This window comes from Streptomyces sp. NPDC030296 (assembly GCF_055572815.1).
On the sequence record NZ_JBVICQ010000002.1, the window covers coordinates 881684 to 899632 of the forward strand.

Annotated in this window: 12 protein-coding genes; 5 read left to right on the forward strand and 7 right to left on the reverse strand. The window is 72.6% G+C overall.

Features of this window, described 5'->3' with window-relative positions:
- Positions 1–533: 533 nt before the first annotated feature.
- On the forward strand, positions 534–4472 hold the full coding sequence (fxsT, locus tag ACZ4Z3_RS07845; RefSeq protein ID WP_468500231.1) for an FxSxx-COOH system tetratricopeptide repeat protein: 3939 nt from the start codon (positions 534–536) through the stop codon (positions 4470–4472).
- A gap of 322 nt (positions 4473–4794) precedes the next feature.
- Positions 4795–6603 (forward strand): 3-oxosteroid 1-dehydrogenase, encoded by a 1809-nt coding sequence (gene kstD / locus ACZ4Z3_RS07850; protein WP_468500164.1) that lies wholly within the window; start codon positions 4795–4797, stop codon positions 6601–6603.
- 18 nt (positions 6604–6621) lie between these two features.
- On the opposite strand, the gene ACZ4Z3_RS07855 is transcribed toward kstD, so the two are convergent.
- Positions 6622–7074: a GNAT family N-acetyltransferase gene (locus tag ACZ4Z3_RS07855; RefSeq protein ID WP_468500165.1), complete on the reverse strand. Its 453-nt coding sequence runs from the start codon at positions 7072–7074 to the stop codon at positions 6622–6624.
- A gap of 44 nt (positions 7075–7118) precedes the next feature.
- Positions 7119–8135 (reverse strand): cyclase family protein, encoded by a 1017-nt coding sequence (locus ACZ4Z3_RS07860; protein WP_468500166.1) that lies wholly within the window; start codon positions 8133–8135, stop codon positions 7119–7121.
- A 70-nt stretch (positions 8136–8205) separates the two neighbouring features.
- Here ACZ4Z3_RS07860 and ACZ4Z3_RS07865 point away from each other — a divergent pair, with 70 nt between their 5' ends.
- Positions 8206–9135 carry a LysR family transcriptional regulator gene (locus ACZ4Z3_RS07865; protein ID WP_468500167.1) on the forward strand — a complete coding sequence of 310 codons (930 nt, stop codon included), beginning with the start codon at positions 8206–8208 and terminating at the stop codon, positions 9133–9135.
- A 474-nt stretch (positions 9136–9609) separates the two neighbouring features.
- Here ACZ4Z3_RS07865 and ACZ4Z3_RS07870 read toward each other — a convergent pair whose 3' ends face one another.
- Positions 9610–10170 carry a TetR/AcrR family transcriptional regulator gene (locus ACZ4Z3_RS07870; protein ID WP_055715662.1) on the reverse strand — a complete coding sequence of 187 codons (561 nt, stop codon included), beginning with the start codon at positions 10168–10170 and terminating at the stop codon, positions 9610–9612.
- Positions 10171–10348: 178 nt separating this feature from the next.
- Positions 10349–12544 carry an MMPL family transporter gene (locus ACZ4Z3_RS07875; protein WP_468500168.1) on the reverse strand — a complete coding sequence of 732 codons (2196 nt, stop codon included), beginning with the start codon at positions 12542–12544 and terminating at the stop codon, positions 10349–10351.
- 453 nt (positions 12545–12997) lie between these two features.
- On the opposite strand from ACZ4Z3_RS07875, the gene ACZ4Z3_RS07880 reads away from it, so the two are divergent.
- Both ACZ4Z3_RS07880 and ACZ4Z3_RS07885 read left to right on the forward strand, forming a co-directional pair.
- On the forward strand, positions 12998–13450 hold the full coding sequence (locus ACZ4Z3_RS07880; protein ID WP_468500169.1) for an SRPBCC family protein: 453 nt from the start codon (positions 12998–13000) through the stop codon (positions 13448–13450).
- A gap of 90 nt (positions 13451–13540) precedes the next feature.
- Complete coding sequence (locus ACZ4Z3_RS07885) at positions 13541–14800, forward strand: FAD-dependent oxidoreductase (RefSeq protein WP_468500170.1); 1260 nt, start codon at positions 13541–13543, stop codon at positions 14798–14800.
- An 86-nt stretch (positions 14801–14886) separates the two neighbouring features.
- Here the strand turns inward: ACZ4Z3_RS07885 and ACZ4Z3_RS07890 are convergent, their stop codons facing one another.
- From ACZ4Z3_RS07890 to ACZ4Z3_RS07900, 3 genes are all read right to left on the reverse strand, one after another.
- Positions 14887–16125: a cytochrome P450 gene (locus ACZ4Z3_RS07890; RefSeq protein ID WP_468500171.1), complete on the reverse strand. Its 1239-nt coding sequence runs from the start codon at positions 16123–16125 to the stop codon at positions 14887–14889.
- Positions 16126–16301: 176 nt separating this feature from the next.
- A complete protein-coding gene (locus ACZ4Z3_RS07895; protein ID WP_468500172.1) occupies positions 16302–16718 on the reverse strand; it encodes a hypothetical protein in 417 nt (138 codons plus the stop codon).
- A gap of 171 nt (positions 16719–16889) precedes the next feature.
- Positions 16890–17936, reverse strand: a complete 1047-nt coding sequence (locus ACZ4Z3_RS07900; RefSeq protein ID WP_468500173.1) for a ketoacyl-ACP synthase III family protein — start codon at positions 17934–17936, stop codon at positions 16890–16892.
- Between the last annotated feature and the right edge of the window lie 13 nt (positions 17937–17949).

The following is a 17949-nucleotide window of genomic DNA, read 5'->3' on the forward strand; positions in this document are numbered from 1 at the left end:
AGATCGCCGAGGAGACACCACTGCCTTCCGGCGACCCCCGCCCGTTCGAGTCGCTGCCGAGCGCTTTCCGGCCCGCGGGTGACGGGCCCCGCCGGATCCATGTCAGCGTGGCCGCGCCCACCCGGCACACCGTTCCGGAACACCTGGACTACCAGATCACCGTGTCCGACTTCGACGACTCGGATCCCGTCACCGCCGACCTCACCACGGGCGGCGCCGACGCCGAACCCGGCAGCGAGTCCAGCCCGTCCGGTCATCCCGCGCTGCTGCTCGTCGACTGCTGGTCGGTCCTCGACGAGGAACGTCGGCGCAGACTCAAGGCCTTCGACTCCGCCGCCCAGCCCTGGGTGGCGGCGGTGGTGCCCTGGAACCGCGCGGACACCCCCTGCCAGGGTGACGAGGGGCGCCAGGTCAAGGCCGAGCTCGAGCGCACCCTCCCGTCGATCCTGGATCGCGGCCGCCGCACCGACTTCCGGATCGCCGGGCCCCTACCCGCCGTACACCACCGCGGGTCCCGACCCCCGAGGAGAAGCATGACGGCCCGGCCCGGCGGACGCATCATCACCTTCTACTCGTACAAAGGCGGAACGGGCCGCACGATGGCCCTGGCCAACACGGCCTGGATCCTCGCGGCCAACGGCAAGCGCGTGCTGGCCGTCGACTGGGACCTGGAGGCGCCGGGCCTGCACCGGTTCTTCGAACCGTTCCTCGACCCCAACGCGCTGGCCGCGACCTCAGGTGTCATCGACATCATCACCGAGTACTCCTGGGCGGCCACCACGGGCGAACCCCGTCCCGGGCCGTGGCACCTGGACTACGCCCGTGTCGAGGACCACGCCGTCTCCCTCGAACCCGAGCGGTTCGGCCTGTCCTTCCCGGACGGCGGCACGCTCGACTTCCTGTCCGCCGGACGGCAGAACCGGGACTACTCGGCGACCGTCTCCTCGTTCGAGTGGGACAACTTCTACGAACGGCTCGGCGGCGGTCTGTTCCTGGACGCGCTGCGCGACGACATGAAGGCGTCGTACGACTACGTCTTCATCGACAGCCGCACGGGCCTGTCCGACAACGCGGACATCTGCACGATCCAGATGCCCGACGTGCTCGTGGACTGCTTCACGCTCAGCGGCCAGGCGCTGGACGGCGCCGCCGCCGTCGCGCAGACCGTGGCCATGGGCTACCGCAAGCGGCGCATCCGGGTGCTGCCCGTGCCGATGCGGATCGACGAGGGCGAGAAGGAGAAGGTCGACGCGGGGCGAGCGCTGGCCCGGCTGAAGTTCGACGGGCTGCCCAAGGGAGCCGACGGGCAGGAGCTGAGCCCGGAGGAGCAGACCGCGTACTGGGGCACGGTGGAGATCCCCTATCGCCCGTACTACGCCTACGAGGAGACTCTCGCCACCGTCGGCGACAAGAGCGGCATCGCGAACTCCCTGCTTTCGGCCTTCGAACGGCTGACAGCGGTGCTCTCCGACGGCGAGGTCACCCAGTTGCCGCCGGTGCCCGAACCGGTACGGCTGCGCTGTCTGGAGGCGTTCACACGGCAGTCGCCGGCGACGCAGACAGTGCATGTCCTCGTGGCGTACGCGGCGGAGAACCGTATGTGGGCCGAGTGGACCGAAGGTGTGCTCAAACGGGCCGGCTGTCGGGTGGCCCTGCACGACGTGGCCACCGAACCCGAGGAGAGGCCCGGCGCGGAGACCCGTGTGCTGTTCCTGCTGTCGCACGCCTTCCAGAAGTCCCGCAACGCGGAGTCGGTACGGCGTGTCCTCACCCGCACCCTGCAGAACGCACCCGCCGCCGTCTCCGCCCACGCGCGCGTGGACGACGTCCGGCCGACCGGCCACACCTCGGACCTGGTCGACCTGCACCGAATGGACGAGACGGACGGTGCCAGGGCCCTCCTGGAGGCCCTGGGCCTGCGGGCGGAGCCCGTGGCCACCGGAGCGTCCGACCCTCGCTTCCCGGGCCGGGCACCGGCCATCTGGAACGCCCCCCAGCGCAACACCACCTTCACCGGGCGCGGCGTCATCCTCGACGAACTGCGGGAGCAGCTCCGCGGCGGCATGTCCGTCGTACTGCCGCGTCCGCAGGCGCTGTTCGGGCTCGGAGGCGTGGGCAAGACCCAGTTGGCGCTGGAGTACGTGCACCGGTTCATGGCCGACTACGACCTGGTGTGGTGGATCTCCGCCGAGCATGTCGACAACGTCGTGGACTCGCTCGCCCTGCTCGGCTCCAGGATCGGTGCGCCCGGCGGCGACGACATGGCGCTGGCCAGCCAGGAAGCGGTACAGATGCTGGCCCGGGGAGTGCCGACCACGCGCTGGCTGCTGGTCTTCGACAACGCGGACGACCCCGGAGTGCTCTCGCCGTTCTTCCCGATGGGCGGCGGCGGGCACATCCTCGTCACCTCCCGCAACCAGTCCTGGGCCGACCGGGGTGCCTCACTGACGGTCGATGTGTTCCTGCGTCAGGAGAGCATCGAGCATCTTTCACTGCGGGCGCCCGGACTGAGCAGCGAGGAGGCCGACCGGGTCGCGGAGGCGGTCGGTGACCTGCCGCTGGCCGTGGAGCAGGCGGCGGCCTGGCTCGCCGAGACGGCCACCCCCGTGGAGGAGTACCTGCGCGAACTCACCGAGCAGACCACCCACGTCCTGGACCTCAACCAGCCCACCGACTACCCGATGACGGTGGCCGCGACCTGGAACATCTCGATCGCCCGCCTGGCGGAGCGTTCCCCTGCCTCGGTGCGGCTCCTCCAGCTGTGCGCGTTCATGGCTCCCGAGCCGATCTCCTCCCGGCTGCTGTACAGCAAGGAGATGCGCGACGAGCTACGGAAGGTCGATCCCGCTCTCCAGGAGAACCTGATGCTGGGCCGGGTGATCCGCGAGATAGCCCGCCTGGCCCTCGCCAAGGTCGACCAGGTCAGCAACAGCGTGCAGATCCACCGTCTGGTCCAGGCCGTGATCCGCTCCCAGCTCACCGTGGACGAGCAGCGGCGCGCCCGGCACGTCGTCCACACCGTCCTGGCGGGCGCCCGCCCCGACGTCGACGAGCCCACCGACGACCCCGGTACGTGGCCGCTCTTCGAGGGCATCTGGCCCCATCTGCGTCCGTCGGACATCCGTGACTGCACCGAGGTCGAACCCCGCCGACTGCTCATCGACCGCATCCGCTACCTGTGGAAGCGCGGCGCCTTCCCGGACGCCCAGCGCCTGGCCGAGGAACTGCTGGTGCACTGGCGGCAGACGCTCGGCGAGAACGACCGGCAGCATCTGTACCTGCGGGGCCAGCTCGCCAACGTCCTGCGTTCCCAGGGGCGTTTCGTGGAGGCCAAGGCGATCGACGAAGACCTCGTGGAACACCAGCGCCGTGTCCTCGGCCCGTCCGACGCCCACACGTACATCACCACCTCGTCCCTCGCCAGTGACTACGCGGCCCTCGGCGAGTACCGCAACGCGGTGGAGCTCGCCCGCGACGCCCACCAGGGGTTCAGCCAGATCTTTCACGAAGCGCATCCGCGGACGCTGAGCGCCGCGAACAACCTCGCGCTGGCGCTGCGGATGGTCGGCCGCTACGACGACGCCCGGGACATCGACCAGGACACCTACGGCCGCCGCAAGGACGTCCTCGGCCCCGACCACCCGTACACGCTGTCGTCCGCCACGAGCCTCGGCCGTGACCTGCGCGAAGTGGGCCGTTACACGGACTCGGTGGCCCTGCTGTCGGAGGCGTACGAGGCGCACAAACGGGTGCTGGGCAAGAACTTCCCCGGCACCCTCAGCTGCGCGAAGTCGCTTGCCGTGTCGCTGAGACGAGCGGGGGACTTCGAGAACGCGAAGCGGCTGACGCGGGCGACCAGGGAGCAGTACCACAAGCAGTACGACGCCCATACCCCGGACTCCCTGGCCTGTGACCTGAACTGGGCGGCGGACCTGTACGCCGACGACAAGCGGGAGGAGGCACGCCGGATCGCGCTGGCCGCGCTGGCCGAGTACGTGCGGGTGCCCGGGGAAGAGCATCCGTACACCCAGGCCGCGCTCAACAACCTCGGCATCTACCACTGGGCCTGCGGGGACGTCGAGGAGGCGGACGCGGTGTTCCAGCGCGTGATGCACCGGATGGGGGACGTGCTGGGCGACCAGCATCCGCACACGCTCTTCTGCCAGGCCAACTACGCCAACATCTGTGCCGAACAGGGCCGGTACGAGGAGGCGTGGGCGCTGGAGGAGCGGGCCCGGGCCGCGCTCCAGCAGGTACTCGGCCCGCACCATCCGGAGGCGCTGGGTGTCGTCGCCAACTCCACCCTGACGCTGCGACGGCTCGGCCGGACAGAGGAGGCGGAGCGCCTGCGCGCGGAGACGATCGCGGAACTCACCCGGCAGAGCCGCCAGTTGGGTGAGGACAACGGCATCTTCCACCTCGTCTCCCGGGAACGCCGGGTCTATCGCGATCTGGAGCCACTGGCGGTCTGACGGACGCCGTCTCAAGGACGGGCGTGGGAGCGGGGGTGCTCGTGCACCGCATCCGCCCCTACGCACTTCCCGGACCGCCGGGCTCCACCACCGGACAGAGCAAGACCGACGACTGCGGACGCAACGCCGGGGCCCATCGCCCCGACCGCGTCGGCGGAGTCGGGGCGAGCCGGAGGTCGATAGGACCGACGCGTGCCTTGACTTCGCCATCCCCGCCCGTCAGATTCGAGGCTCCGCACCCCACCCGGGACGCACGGCAGACGTGTGTCCGCCGGGCGAACAGCACGGCCACCCACCCCTTCACCAGGCTGGAGCGACCTGCATGTCCAAGAGCGCGGACCCCCACAGACGTACGACCGTACCGGCCGCCGCCCCGTCGCGGCGGCGTGTGCTCGGGGCCGCCGCCGGGGCCGGGGCCGCCGTCGCGGCCGGGGGGCTCGGTGGTACGGCCGTCGCGGCGGAATCCGCCGCCGCCCCTCCCCTGCTCGGCACCTACGACGTCGTCGTCATCGGCTCCGGTGCCGCCGGGATGACCGCCGCGCTGACGGCGGCCAGGAAGGGGCTGAGCTGTGTCGTCGTGGAGAAGGCGCCGACCTTCGGGGGGTCGGCGGCCCGTTCCGGCGCGGGGATCTGGCTGCCCAACAACAGCGTCATCAAGGCCGCCGGTGTGCCCGACACCCCGGCCAAGGCCGCCCAGTACCTCGCGGCGGTGGTCGGCGACGACGTGCCGGCCGACCGGCAGAAGGCGTTCCTGGACCACGGCCCCGCCATGCTCTCCTTCGTCATGGCGAACAGCCCCCTCAGGTTCCGCTGGATGGAGGGGTACAGCGACTACTACCCGGAGCTGCCCGGAGGTCTGCCCAACGGCCGCTCCATCGAGCCCGACCAGCTCGACGGGAACGTGCTCGGCGCCGAACTCGCCCGGCTGAACGCGGCGTACCTTGCCACCCCGCCCGGCATGGTCGTCTTCAGCGCCGACTACAAGTGGCTCGCCCTGACCGCCGTGAGCGCCAAGGGGCTCGCCGTCGCCACCGAGTGCCTCGCGCGGGGCACCAAGGCCGCGCTGCTCGGGCAGAAGCCGCTCACCATGGGCCAGGCCCTGGCGGGCGGACTGCGCGCCGGGCTCCTCTCCGCCGGCGTACCGGTGTGGCTCGACACCCCGCTGACCGACCTGCACATCGAGAACGGGGCGGTCACCGGGGCCGTCGTCACCCGCGCCGGCGCCCCCGGGCTGCTGCGCGCCCGACGCGGCGTCATCGTCGGCTCCGGCGGCTTCGAGCACAACGCCGCCATGCGCGAGCAGTACCAGGAGCCGCCCATCGCCCACTGGTCCGTGGGCGCCAAGGAGAACACCGGCGACGGTATCCGCGCCGGGCAGCGCGCGGGCGCCGACGTGGCGCTGATGGACGACGCCTGGTGGGGGCCGGCCGTCGCCACACCGGGGCAGCCGTGGTTCTGTCTCGCCGAACGCACGCTCCCCGGTGGTCTGTTGGTCAACGCGGCGGGTGCCCGGTTCGTCAACGAGGCCGGGCCGTACAGCGATGTCGTCCACACGATGTACGAGCGCGACACCCCGTCCGCCCGGCACATCCCGGCCTGGCTGATCGTCGACCAGAACTACCGCAACCGGTACCTGTTCAAGGACATCGTGCCGACGTTCCCGTTCCCCGCCGACTGGTACGACGCGGGGGCCGTCCACAAGGCGTGGTCGCTGGACGCGCTCGCCTCGGCGATCGGCGTCCCCGCGGGCGCGCTGCGCGCCACCGTCGACCGCTTCAACTCCCTGGCCCGGCAGGGTGACGACGCCGACTTCGGGCGCGGCGACAGCGCCTACGACCACTACTACACGGACCCGTCCGTGCAGCCCAACTCCTGCCTGGCGCCACTGTGGCTGCCGCCGTACTACGCCCTGCGCATCGTCCCCGGCGACCTCGGCACCAAGGGCGGGCTCCTCACCGACGCCCGCGCCCGCGTGCTGCGCCCGGACGGCTCGGTGATCCGCGGCCTGTACGCGGCGGGCAACGCCAGCGCCGCGGTGATGGGCCGCAGTTACGCGGGGGCCGGCTCGACGATCGGGCCCGCGATGACCTTCGGTTACGTGGCGGCGCTGGACATCGCGGGCGCCCTGTGAGCCCGGCGGCCGGGCCGCTTACCCGGCCAGCCGCAGGTCGATCCACCAGGTCGTGTCGCCGTCCAGTCGGTAGCGGTCGATCTGTACGAAGCCGTGTTTCTCGGCGAAGCGGAGGCCGGTCTCGTTGGACTCCAGGACGCAGGTCTCGATGACCCGGGCGCCCAGTTCGCGTGCCTTCCGGAGCGCGCGTTCGTACAGGTGCCCGCCGTGTCCGCGGCCTCGGTGCTCGGCGAGGACGCGGGCGATGACCGTGGCCGTGGCGTCGTCCCCGCCGGGCGGGCGGACCGTGGAGTTGCCGATCAACTCGCCGTCCGCGTAGGCCAGTTCGAGGTGGTTGCGGGTGGCGCGCTCGCGGACGTCGTCCAGGGAGAGGACGTGCGCGGGGATGATCGTGTTGTGGACGTACCGCCAGGCTTCGAGTTGCTCGTCGCCTGCGGCACCGTCCACGTGCTGGATGTCGAGGGCGGTCACCGGCTCAGCCTAGGCATCCCGCACCGTCCCGCACACCCGGTATTTCAGCGGCCGTCCCGGTCGTTCTCGTCGATGTCGTCGTCGAGGAGCGCGTACGCCCGTACGGGGAACGTGCCCATTCCCTCGACGGCCGGTGGCGCGGCGTGGAAGCGGAAGCCCTGTGGCGGGAGTTGCTCCAGGCCGCGCAGGTGCTCCACGACGGGGATGCCGGCGGCGAGGAGCCCGGTGTGGGCGGGACGGGTGCCGTCGTCGGTGTCGTCGATGTTGAGGGAGTCGATGCCGACCAGGGCCGCCCCCTGGTCCACCAGCCAGGCCACGGCGTCCGCCGTCAGGTAGGGGTGGCCGTGGCCGTACCGGTCGGTGCCCCAGTGCCGGTCCCACCCGGTGTGGATGAGTACGGCCCGCCCCGTGACGTCGTACGGCAGCAGCGCCGCCCGGTCCACGGCCCGGCGTCCGGCGTCGTGCACGCGGACGACGAGGCCGTCGAGGTCGGTGAACGTGCCGATCGGCAGCCCGGCCAGGTCGTGCCCGCCGCTGAAGCGGTGGAAGGGGCTGTCCAGGTACGTGCCCGTGTTGGAGACCATCGCGATGCGGCCGATGGCGAACTCGGTGCCGGGCGCGTAGTGGTCGCGGGACGCGTCCCGCGTGAGGTGCTCGCCGATCTCGGGGCCGGGCAGTCCGGGGTACGTGGTCATCCCGTGCCGGATGGTGTGGCTGAGGTCGACGATCCGGCGGCGTTCCCGCCTCCGCTCACCGTCCGCGCCGGGCGCGGCGCCCGCCTCCCGCGCGCCGCTCTCCCTGCCGTCCGCGGTCCGGCGGCCCTCGCCGCTCGTGCCGCGTGACCCCTTGTGCGGTTCCCGCACCGCCTCCCGGCCGCTGACCCGCACCTTGTCGACCATGAGCAGCCCGAGATGCCGGACGAACAGCTCGGCCAGCTCTCCGTCACCGATCTCCGGCCCGGGCACGTCCAGCATGAAGCCCTGCGTCTGCAGTCCGCCGCCGTTGCCGAACGTCACCTCGGCGTCGAACCGGATCCGCCACTGCTCGTCGTTCTCGCTCATGGGCCGATCCTCCATGCAGTGGCACTTCACCACAAGCAAGGATTACTGAAGCGGAGCTACAGTGCCGCTTATGGAACTCGACCCCCGCCGCCTGCGCGTCCTGCGCGCCGTGGCGCTGCGCGGCGGTGTGGTGGACGCCGCGAAGGTGCTGCATCTGACGCCGTCGGCCGTCTCGCAGCATCTCGCGCAGCTGGAGCGGGAGGTCGGCCGTCCGCTGGTGGACCGCTCGCGCCGCCGGGCCGGGCTGACACCGGCGGGGCGGCTGCTGGCGGCTCGCGCCGAACGCATCGAGCAGGAGCTGGCCGAGGCACGCCGCGAGCTGGCCGAACTCACCGGCCGGGCGACCGGCCCGGTGGCGGTCGCCGCGTTCTCCTCGGCGGTGTGCCACCTCCTGGTCCCGGCCCTCGCCGCCCTCGCCCGCACCCATCCGGGCCTGGAACCGCGCGTCATCGAGGCCGAGGGCGCCGACGCCCTGCGGGAGCTGCGCACAGGAGGCCTGGACGTGCTGGTCGTCGAGTACGACGGCGCGGATCCCGACCCCGACCAGCAGTGGCGCGATCTGGCGTCCACGCCCGTCGCGGACGACGAGTACCGGGTGATCACCCCGGCGGACTGGTCACCGCCGCCCCGCTCGGTGCGTGATCTCGCCGAGCGCCCCTGGGTGGCGGCGCCGTCCGACACCGCGTGCGGGCGCGCCCTGGAGCGCATCTCCGCGGAGTACGGCTTCACCGCCCGACGCGCCCATGTCGGCCGGGAGTTCCCGACCGTCCTCGCCCTGGTCCGGGCGGGGCTCGGCGCCGCCGTCGTCCCGACGCTGGCCCTCTCCGGGGCCCCCGCCGAGACCGTCGCCCTTCCGTCGGCCCCCGTGGCGGGCCACCGCCGCATCGCCGCGGTGCACCGAGCCTCCCGCTCGGGCCCCGAGCCCCTGGTCGCAGCGGTGACGGACGCCCTACGCAAGGCGGCGGTGGACCTGGGGCTGACCCCCACGACGGCGGGTTGACCGACACGGCCACGGGTTGACCGACGCGGCCACGGGTTGACCGACACGGCCACGGGTTGACCGACGCGGCCACGGGTTGACCGACGCGGCCCAGCCACGCCCGCGGTGCCCGCGTACGGGCGGGCCGGGCGGGGGCGTGGGGTGAGCGGCCGGTCGTGGGGTCAGCCGCCGTTCGTGGGCGTCGACCCGCAGCCGTGACGATCAACCGGTGACGGCGTCGCTGAGGCGGTCGTGGGCGGCGGCCGGGGGGCGCGGGTCCAGGGCGGACGCGGCGCGGGTGAGGCGGACCTCGCCGGCCCGCCCAACCGCCGGCCTGCTCCCACGGCCGCCGACTGACCCACGGTTGGCCAGTCGATCCACCCCCGCCGACGGCCCGTTCGACCAGCACCGGCTGACCCCACGGCCCCCGGCCGGCCCGCCCCCGCGCGCGGCGGTGGCACGGAGGCCGTGGGGGTCGTGCGGTGAGGCCGGTGGTCAGGGGGTTTTGATGATCGTGTCTATCGCCCGGACGAACGCGTCGGGGCTCTCCTCGTCGCCCATGGCCAGGCGCAGGGTGTAGCCGGTGAGGAGGGCCAGGAGGACGTGGGCCGTTCCGGTGGCGTCGGGGTCGGCGGGGACGCCGCGGACGGTGCGTTCCACGCGGATGAGATCGGTGGCCTTGGCGTGGGCCGTCGCCAGGTGGTGGCGGACCCGTTCGGCCAGCCGGGGCGAGACGGCCGCCTCGCCCCAGATCTGTGCCATCAGCCGCGCGTGTTCCCGCCCGTCACCGGTGCCGTGGACGCGTTCCGGCGACTCGGGCAGGCTCGACGAGGTGACGTCGTCCAGGGCCGTGTGGATCGCGTCCTCGCACACGGCCTGGATCAGGTGGTCCTTGCTCGGGAAGTAGTGGTAGAGCGCACCGGCGGACAGTCCGGAGCGCGCCACGATGTCACCGGTGGAGGACTGGGCGAACCCCTTCTCCGCGAACACGGTGCGGGCGGCGTCCAGGATCTGCCGCCGGCGGGCGTCCCGGTGGGCCTGGGTGACCTTCGGCATGGGCGGACGGCCTTTCGTCGTGTCGGGCGGTGGGGGCGGTGGGCGGTGGTGGCGGTGGGCGGTGGGGCGGTGGTGGTGACCTTTCCGACCGGCCCCGGCCGGCCCCCGTCCGACCTGGGGACGGGCCGGGGGCGGCCGAGGGGGGCCGAGGGGGCGCCGCCGAAGGGCGGCCGGGCTGTCAGCCGACGGGCGCGGCCGTCTTGTCGGGGGCCGGGGTGGACGCGGCGGTGTCCTCCGCGGCGTGTTCCATCCGGTCGAGGCGCAGGGCTCGGTGCAGTGCGCGCAGGGGGGACGGGGCCCACCAGTTGGCCGCGCCGAGGAGGGCCATCAGGGAGGGGACGAGGAAGGCGCGTACCACCGTCGCGTCGATGAGGACGGCGAACGCCGCGCCGAGACCCAGTTCCTGGATGAACACCAGCCGGGCCATCGCGAGCGCGCCCACCGGGATGCAGAACAGGACCGCGGCCGAGGTGACGATCCCGCCGGTGCGGGACAGGCCCTGGGCGACCGCCTCGCGGTTGTCCAGACCCTGGGCCCTGGCCTCCTTGATACGGCTCAGCAGGAAGACGTTGTAGTCCGTGGACAGGCCGAACGCGAGCGCGAAGACCAGGACGGGTGTGGTGGCCTCCAGCCCGGTCTGCGGGGCGAAGCCGAGGTTGCCGTCCTGGAACACCCACACCAGGAAACCGAAGGCGGCGCCGGTGGACAGCAGGTTCATCACGAGGGCCTTCAGCGGCAGCACCACCGAGCCGGAGAAGGCGAAGAGGAGCAGCAGGGTGACGACGACCAGGATGCCGCCGGCCAGGGGCAGGCTGTCGGCGATGCTCTGGCGCTGCGCCAGGAAGTCGGCGGTCCGGCCTGTGTACCGGGCGGGGTACGGGGCGGCCAGGTCCTGCACGGCCTCGACGGCGTCCTTGGAGGAGTCGGTCAGGGGGTCCTCGGCGAGGACGGCGTCGATCTCCCAGTACCGGTCGTCGAGTTCGACGGGGGTGCCCACCGACTTGACGCCGGGAACGGCGCCGATCCGCTCGGTGTAGTCGGCGAGCCGGGACGTGTCCGGGGCGCCGTCGGTCTCCAGCACGATCTGCAGGGGCGAGGTGGCCCTCGCGTCGTAGTCCTCGTCGAGCACGGCGGCCACCCGGCCCGCGCTGGTCTCCTCGGGCAGGAGGGTGGGGTCCACTCCGGTGAAGCGCACGCCCAGCAGCGGCGAGGCGATGAGCAGCAGCACGGCCGTGGCGGCGAGCGCGAACACCGCGGGGCGGCGCATCACGGCCTGCGCGACGCGGTACCAGCGTCCCTCGGTGGCGCGGGCGGCACCGGCCGTACGCTGCCAGCGGCGCGGGGCGAGGGAGTTGACCCGCTTGCCCAGCAGGGCGAGCAGCGGGGGCAGTCCGAGGAGGGCGAACAGGGCCGCGGACACCACGGTGATGACGCCGGCCAGGCCCATGGACCGCAGATAGGGCTGCGGGAAGGCCATCAGCGCGGCGAGGGCCGCGGCCACGGTGAGGGCGCTGAACAGCACGGTGCGGCCGGCGGTGGTGACGGTCCGCAGGACGGCCTCGGCGCCCGGTCCGTGCTCGGCGAGTTCCTCGCGGTAGCGGGAGACGAGCAGCAGTCCGAAGTCGATGGACAGGCCGAGGCCGAGGGCGAAGGCGAGGCTCGTCGCGCCGGTGGAGACGTTCATGAACTCGGTGGCGACGCGCAGACCCGCCATGGTGAGCAGCAGGGAGACGATGCCGCCCAGCAGGGGGATCAGCGCGGCGACCAGTCCGCGGAAGACCAGGAAGAGCACCACGAGGATCACCGGGGTGGCGAGGAGTTCGGCCTGCGCCAGGTCGGTGCTCGACACTTCGGCCACCTGGACGTGACCGGGCGTGGCGCCGCCCAGCCAGGTGTGGCCGCGCAGGGTGGGATCGTCGTCGATGGCCTTCTGGAGGCCCTCCACGGCCCGGGCGCTCTCCTGGTCCGTCATGGAGCCGGTGGCGCCGACGACCACGGTGCTGCGTCCGTCGCGGGAGATGAGCGCGGCGCCGTCCGGGGAGGTGTAGTCGACCACCTGCTCGACCTCGGGGCGGGACCGCAGGAGCTCCGCGGCGGCCGTGACGGCCTTCGGCGGGGCGGTGTCCTTGTCGAGCCGCTCATCGGTGCGGACCAGCAGCAGGTGGCCCTGCTGGGGATCGATGCCGGTGGCCCGTTCGATGATCTCGCGGGCCGCGACGTTGCCGCCGCCCGGGTCGTCGTAGTCGGACAGGCCGTTGGAGAGCCTCTCCTCCACGGTGCCGCCGTACACGGTGGCCAGGGCGGTGACCAGGAGGGTCAGCAGGAGCACGACGATCCGCCGGCGGTGCAGGGCCGAGCCCAGAGCCGAGAACATGGGTTTTCCTTCCTTCGCGCCCGTGGGGGGCGGGACGCGTACGCCAAGCGTCGGGCAGGGCGCTGGATTCTCACTGAAGCGTCCGGAGGGGACCCTGCTGACCGGCGCTAAGGTCGTGCTAGAGCCGGAGGCCCGCGAACCGCGCCGGTCCGGGTGCGGCCGGTAGCGTCGGCCTCCCGAGGCCCTTCACGGCTCGCCCTGCCCTCGCCGCCCTGCCCGCCGCCACGCCACCGTGCCCCGCCACCGTGCCCCCACCCCGCACCGTCACCGCCCCGCAGGCCCGGCCCCGCGCCGCCGGAACACCGGCCGCCCCCGTGCCCCGCCCCGTCCCGCCGCCTCCCGCCCTTCTCTCCTCCTCTCTCTCCCCCTCTCCCGCCCTCTTCGTCCGTACGACCGTCACGGGGCCGCTTCCTCGCGCCCGTGTTCACCGCAGTCCGTCCCGGAAGGAATGTCATGCGCCGTATCTCGTCAGCCGTGCACATCCACAGCACCGTCGACCGGGTGTGGTCGGTGCTCACCGACTTCGAACGGTTCCACGAATGGAACCCCTTCCTCGTCGAGGCCGCAGGCCGGGCCGAGCCGGGTGCCCGGCTCACCCTGCGCTTCCGACTGCCCGGCAGCGGGCGGGAGATGGTGTTCCGGCCGACCGTGCTGGAGAGCGAGCCGGGGCGGCTGCTGCGCTGGCGCGGCCGGCTGGGCGTGCCCGGTGTCTTCGACGGGGTGCACAGCTTCGAGCTGATCCCGCGCGACGGCGGCACCCACGTGGTGCAGACGGAGCGGTTCAGCGGGCTGCTGGTGCCGTTCACGGATTCGATCATCACGCCGTCCGAGCAGGGGTTCCGCCACCTCACCGACGCGCTGAAGACCAGGGTGGAGTCCTCCGGCGTCAGGGGCATGTCCGGGTAGCCGGGCGCGGAGCGGTCGCTGCAAGGGGAGCTTTAGCCCGCGGTCCCACCATCGACCGACCATGACTCCGCTGGAGAGGCAGCAAAAACGATGACAGCAGAGCTGACCGCACAGGTGTGCGTGGTCGGAGGGGGGCCGGCCGGGCTCACTCTGGCCGTGGAGCTCGCCAAGCGTTCCGTGTCGGTGGTGGTTCTGGAGCAGAGCGGACACTTCAACCGGTCCTTCCGCGGCGAGTCGGTGTCCCCGGACTCGGTGTGGCTGCTCGACCGGCTCGGTCTGCTCGACCGGCTCGACGGAACCTACGCGCAGATGCACCACATGGAGATCATCGACTCCGGCAGCACCGTGCTGGGCGTCGACTTCTCCGACTTCCGCTACCCCCACCCCTACCCGGTGGAACTGCCGCAGCCCGCTCTGCTGTCCGCCCTGGCCGACGCCGGGCGTGCGCACCCGGGCTTCACGCTGCGTCAGTCCGCCACCGCCGTCGGCCTGCTCCGGGAGCAGGGCGACAGCGGCCCGGTGACCGGTGTGCGCGCCCGCACCCCCGACGGCGAGCTGGTCGTGCGGGCCGCGCTGACCGTCGCGGCCGACGGACGGTTCAGCAAGGTCCGGGAGATGTCCGGGCTGGCGTACGAGAAGCAGCCGCTGGACCGGGACGTCATCTGGCTGCGGCTGCCCTTCCCCGAGGAGTGGGACAGCCACACGTACCGCATCCGCATCCGGGGCGGTGAGCACGGGCTGTTCATCCCCACCCATCCGGACAGCGTGCGCGTGGGCCTCAACATCCCGAAGGGGGGCCTGAAGGACCTGCGCGCCCAGGGGCTGGGCGCGCTGCACGAGCGGCTGGACCGGCTCGCCCCGGAGCTGTCGGACACCGTGCGCAAGGAGGTGCGGGCCTGGTCGGACACCTCGATGCTGGACATCTTCACCACGGTGGTGCCGCGTTGGTCCATGCCCGGTCTGGTTCTCATGGGCGACGCGGCGCACACCCTGACGCCGATCCTCGGTCAGGGCGTGAACCACGCGATCATCGACGCGGTGACGCTGGCGCCGCTCGTCGGCGAGGCGCTCGCCGACGACAGCGCGGCCGCGCTGGTTCGGGCCTGCGAGACGTTCCAGTCCTCGCGGGAGGAGGCCGTACGCCGCTCCCGTGCCCTCCAGCTGCGCCAGGAGCGGTTGTTCGCGCTCGACGGGCGGCTCGGCGGTCTCGCCCGCCGGTCCCTCTACCGGGTGGTGGACCGCAACCGTGCGCTCCAGCAGAAGGTGCTGGCGAGGGCGTACTTCCAGGTGCAGGAGCCGGGTCCGGTCGTGGCCCCGCGCGTGGTGCGGCAGCCGGCTCGGCGCCCCTGAGCGCGGCGCGCCCACCACAGACCGCTGCCCGGGTCCCTCGCAGGGGACCCGGGCAGCGGTCTGTGGGCCGGCGATGCCGGCGGAGGTCACCAGGTGACGGGCATCCGGCTCAGGGCGTGCACCATCATGCCGCTGGTGAGGCTGAGGTTGTCGACGTCGTCGGCCAGGGCCAGCCGGGGGAAGCGGCGGATCAGCGAGGAGACGGCGATCTGCAGCTCCGCGCGGGCGAGGGCCGCGCCCAGGCAGAAGTGCGCGCCGTGGCCGAGCGCCAGGTGGGCACTGGCCGAGGGCCGCGCCGGGTCGAAGGCGCCGGAGTCCGCCCCGAAGCGCTCCGGGTCCTGGTTGGCGGAGGCGACCGCCGCGATGACACCGCTGCCCTTGGGGATGGTGGTGCCGGCGATCTCGACGTCCTCCAGGGTGATGCGGAACGGGCCGCCGTCACCGATGGGGTTGATGCGCAGCAGCTCCTCCACCACCTGGTCGATGCTCTCCGGGCGCTCCCGCAGGGCGGCCAGGTGCTCGGGGTGGCGCAGCAGGGTCAGGACGCACTTGCCGATCATGCTGACCGTGGTCTCGTGCCCGGCGACCAGCAGGGTGATGCCCATGGTGATCAGCTCGTGCTCGCTCAGCCGGTCACCGTCGTCGTCGTGCACGGCGACCAGGGCGCTCATGAGGTCGTCGGCGGGCTCCTCGCGCTTGCGCTGGACCAGCTGGGCGAGGTACTGGACCATCGACATCCGCTGCTCCATCACCTCGTCGGCGGTGTGCGCCGTGAGGGAGACGAACGCGTCGGACCAGCCGCGGAATCGGTCCCGGTCCTCGAAGGGCACGCCGAGCAGTTCGCAGATGACCATCACCGGCAGGGGGAACGCGAAGACCGGGTTGAGGTCGACCGGCGGGGAGAGCTTCTCCATGTCGTCCAGCAGCTCGTCGGTCAGCTGCTGGATGCGCGGGCGGAGGTTCTGCACACGTCGGGCGGTGAACTCGCGGGAGACGAGCCTGCGCACCCGGGTGTGCTCGGGCGGGTCCATGGTGAACAGGCTGCCCGGCATGGGCGGGGCCGCGGTGAGGCGGGGGGCGCCCTCGGCCAGCATCGCCGCCCGGCTGAACCTGGGGTCGGCCAGCACGACGCGGGCGTCGTCGTACCTGCTGACGACGTAGCCCTCGTCGCCGCTGGGCAGCCTCACCTTGGCCACCGGGCACTTGGCGCGCAGCTCCTCGTAGACGGGGGGCACCTCCACCGCCGAGGGGCGGTGGAAGGGGTACTCGTACTCGGTCTCGCTATCGGTCCCGGTCCCGGCGGGGGGCACTGAGGCGGTGTCCATCGTGTGGCCTCCAGGGCTACTTCGGTTCACAGACATGTCGGGCTGTCAGCCGACAGTCGCAGGACCGCCTTGTGCAGCGATAAAGGCTCCCTGTACCGGACCGGGCGCGGGCCCCGGGCACGGAACAGGCCCGCGGCCCCGTGGGAAGGGCTGCGGGCCTGGGAGAGGGCGCCGGTTCAGCGCTGCCAGCCGTCCGGTGTCCGCAGGCCGAAGCCGAGGGCGCGGGCGAACGCGATGGAGGTGAGCCAGCTCATGCCGAAGGTGAAGGGGGCCGCGATGTCCTCGGGGCCGTCCCCCAGGAACGAGAAGACGACCATGATCGCGAACGGGATCAGGGCCCGGTTGAGGATGTTGTGGAGGGGGACGGCCCGGGGAGCCAGCTGACCCGGCTCGTGGGCCTGGCCCAGCCCGGCGAGCCGGGGGAGGAAGGGCAGGACGGCGCCGAGGAAGGCCCCCGGGATCACCCAGCCCATGTGCTTGAGCACCTCGAAGAGGTCCCAGAGCAGCAGGAAGGCCGCCAGCGCGCCCCAGGCGACGCGCAGCGGGACGGGGGTGGAACTCCTCGTGGCGTTGGTGGACTCGGTCATCACCATGTATTTCTCCTCGGTGTCGAGGCGCACGGCCGGATCGGTCGTGGGGACCGGCCGTACGTCACGAGCGATCGAACAACGCAGTATGCGGCGGGCCGCTGGAGCGCCGCTGAAGCCGCAGGTGGCGGGCGGGTCCTGCCCGCCCGCGCACCCGGTCACGCGTGTGACGGTCCGTCACCGCCCGCCGCCGCGGAAGGGTTCCCACCGCGGTGCGTCGAGGATCTCCACGACGGCGCAGGTGCAGCTGAACCCGGAGCCGCCGCCGACGAACAGCACCCGGTCATCCGCGGCCAACTCCCCGCGTTCCAGCAGGTCGTTGAAGCCGGCGATCTGGTCGCCGGCGCCCAGGTGTCCCACTGTGCGGGAGAACTCCCAGGTGGCGCGCTCCACGGGGATGCCCAGCAGCTGCGGCACCTGCCACTCCAGCCGGCTGCGTCCGCTGGAGAGGGTCACCACCCGGTCGACGTCCGTCCTGGCCATGCCGGCGTCGGCCAGCACGGTGTCCACCACGCCGTTCACCACCGCCGCGACCCGCTCGGTGGCCTCCCGGACACCGCCGTGGGTGCGCATGTAGTGCCCCACCCTGCCCAGCAGGTCCAGCGGTTCACCGGACGGCAGGGGGCGCAGTCCGGGGCCCCGCACCACGGCCTCCAGGGAGTTGTCGGCGCCGGTGGCCGTGGACAGCAGACGGGCGAAGCCACCCCGCGCGGACAGCAGCAGCGCGGTGGCGCCGTCGCCGTAGACGAATCCGGGTTCGCTGCTCCAGCGGCGCACCAGGGGCGCCCCGAAACGGTCCGCGGTGGTGACCATCGCGGCTCCGCTGCCCGGGCGCGCGGCGACCTGGCGGGCGGCCATCTCCAGCGCGCCGAGGCCGCCGTTGCACTCCTGCTCCAGCCCGTACGCGGGCACGCCGCGGCCGAGCGCGTGGCCGGCCACGTAGGAGGCGGCGGGCCACATCTCGACGCCCTGGAACCAGATGCCGCTGTGGATCAGCAGATCCACGTCGGAGGCGTCCACCCCGGACCGTTTGAGCGCGGTCGTCGCGGCGTGGACGGCCATGTCCGGTGGGGCCATGGACTCGTCGGCGACGGAGACGGAGACGATCTCGTCCGCCGCGTACTGCTCCGCGTCGTACGCGCCGGACTCCACGGCCGACCGGGCGTCCTCGGGTGCGCCCAGCCACACCCCCGTCCCCGCGACGTACACACCTTCCCACTGCATGAGCTCTCCTCTC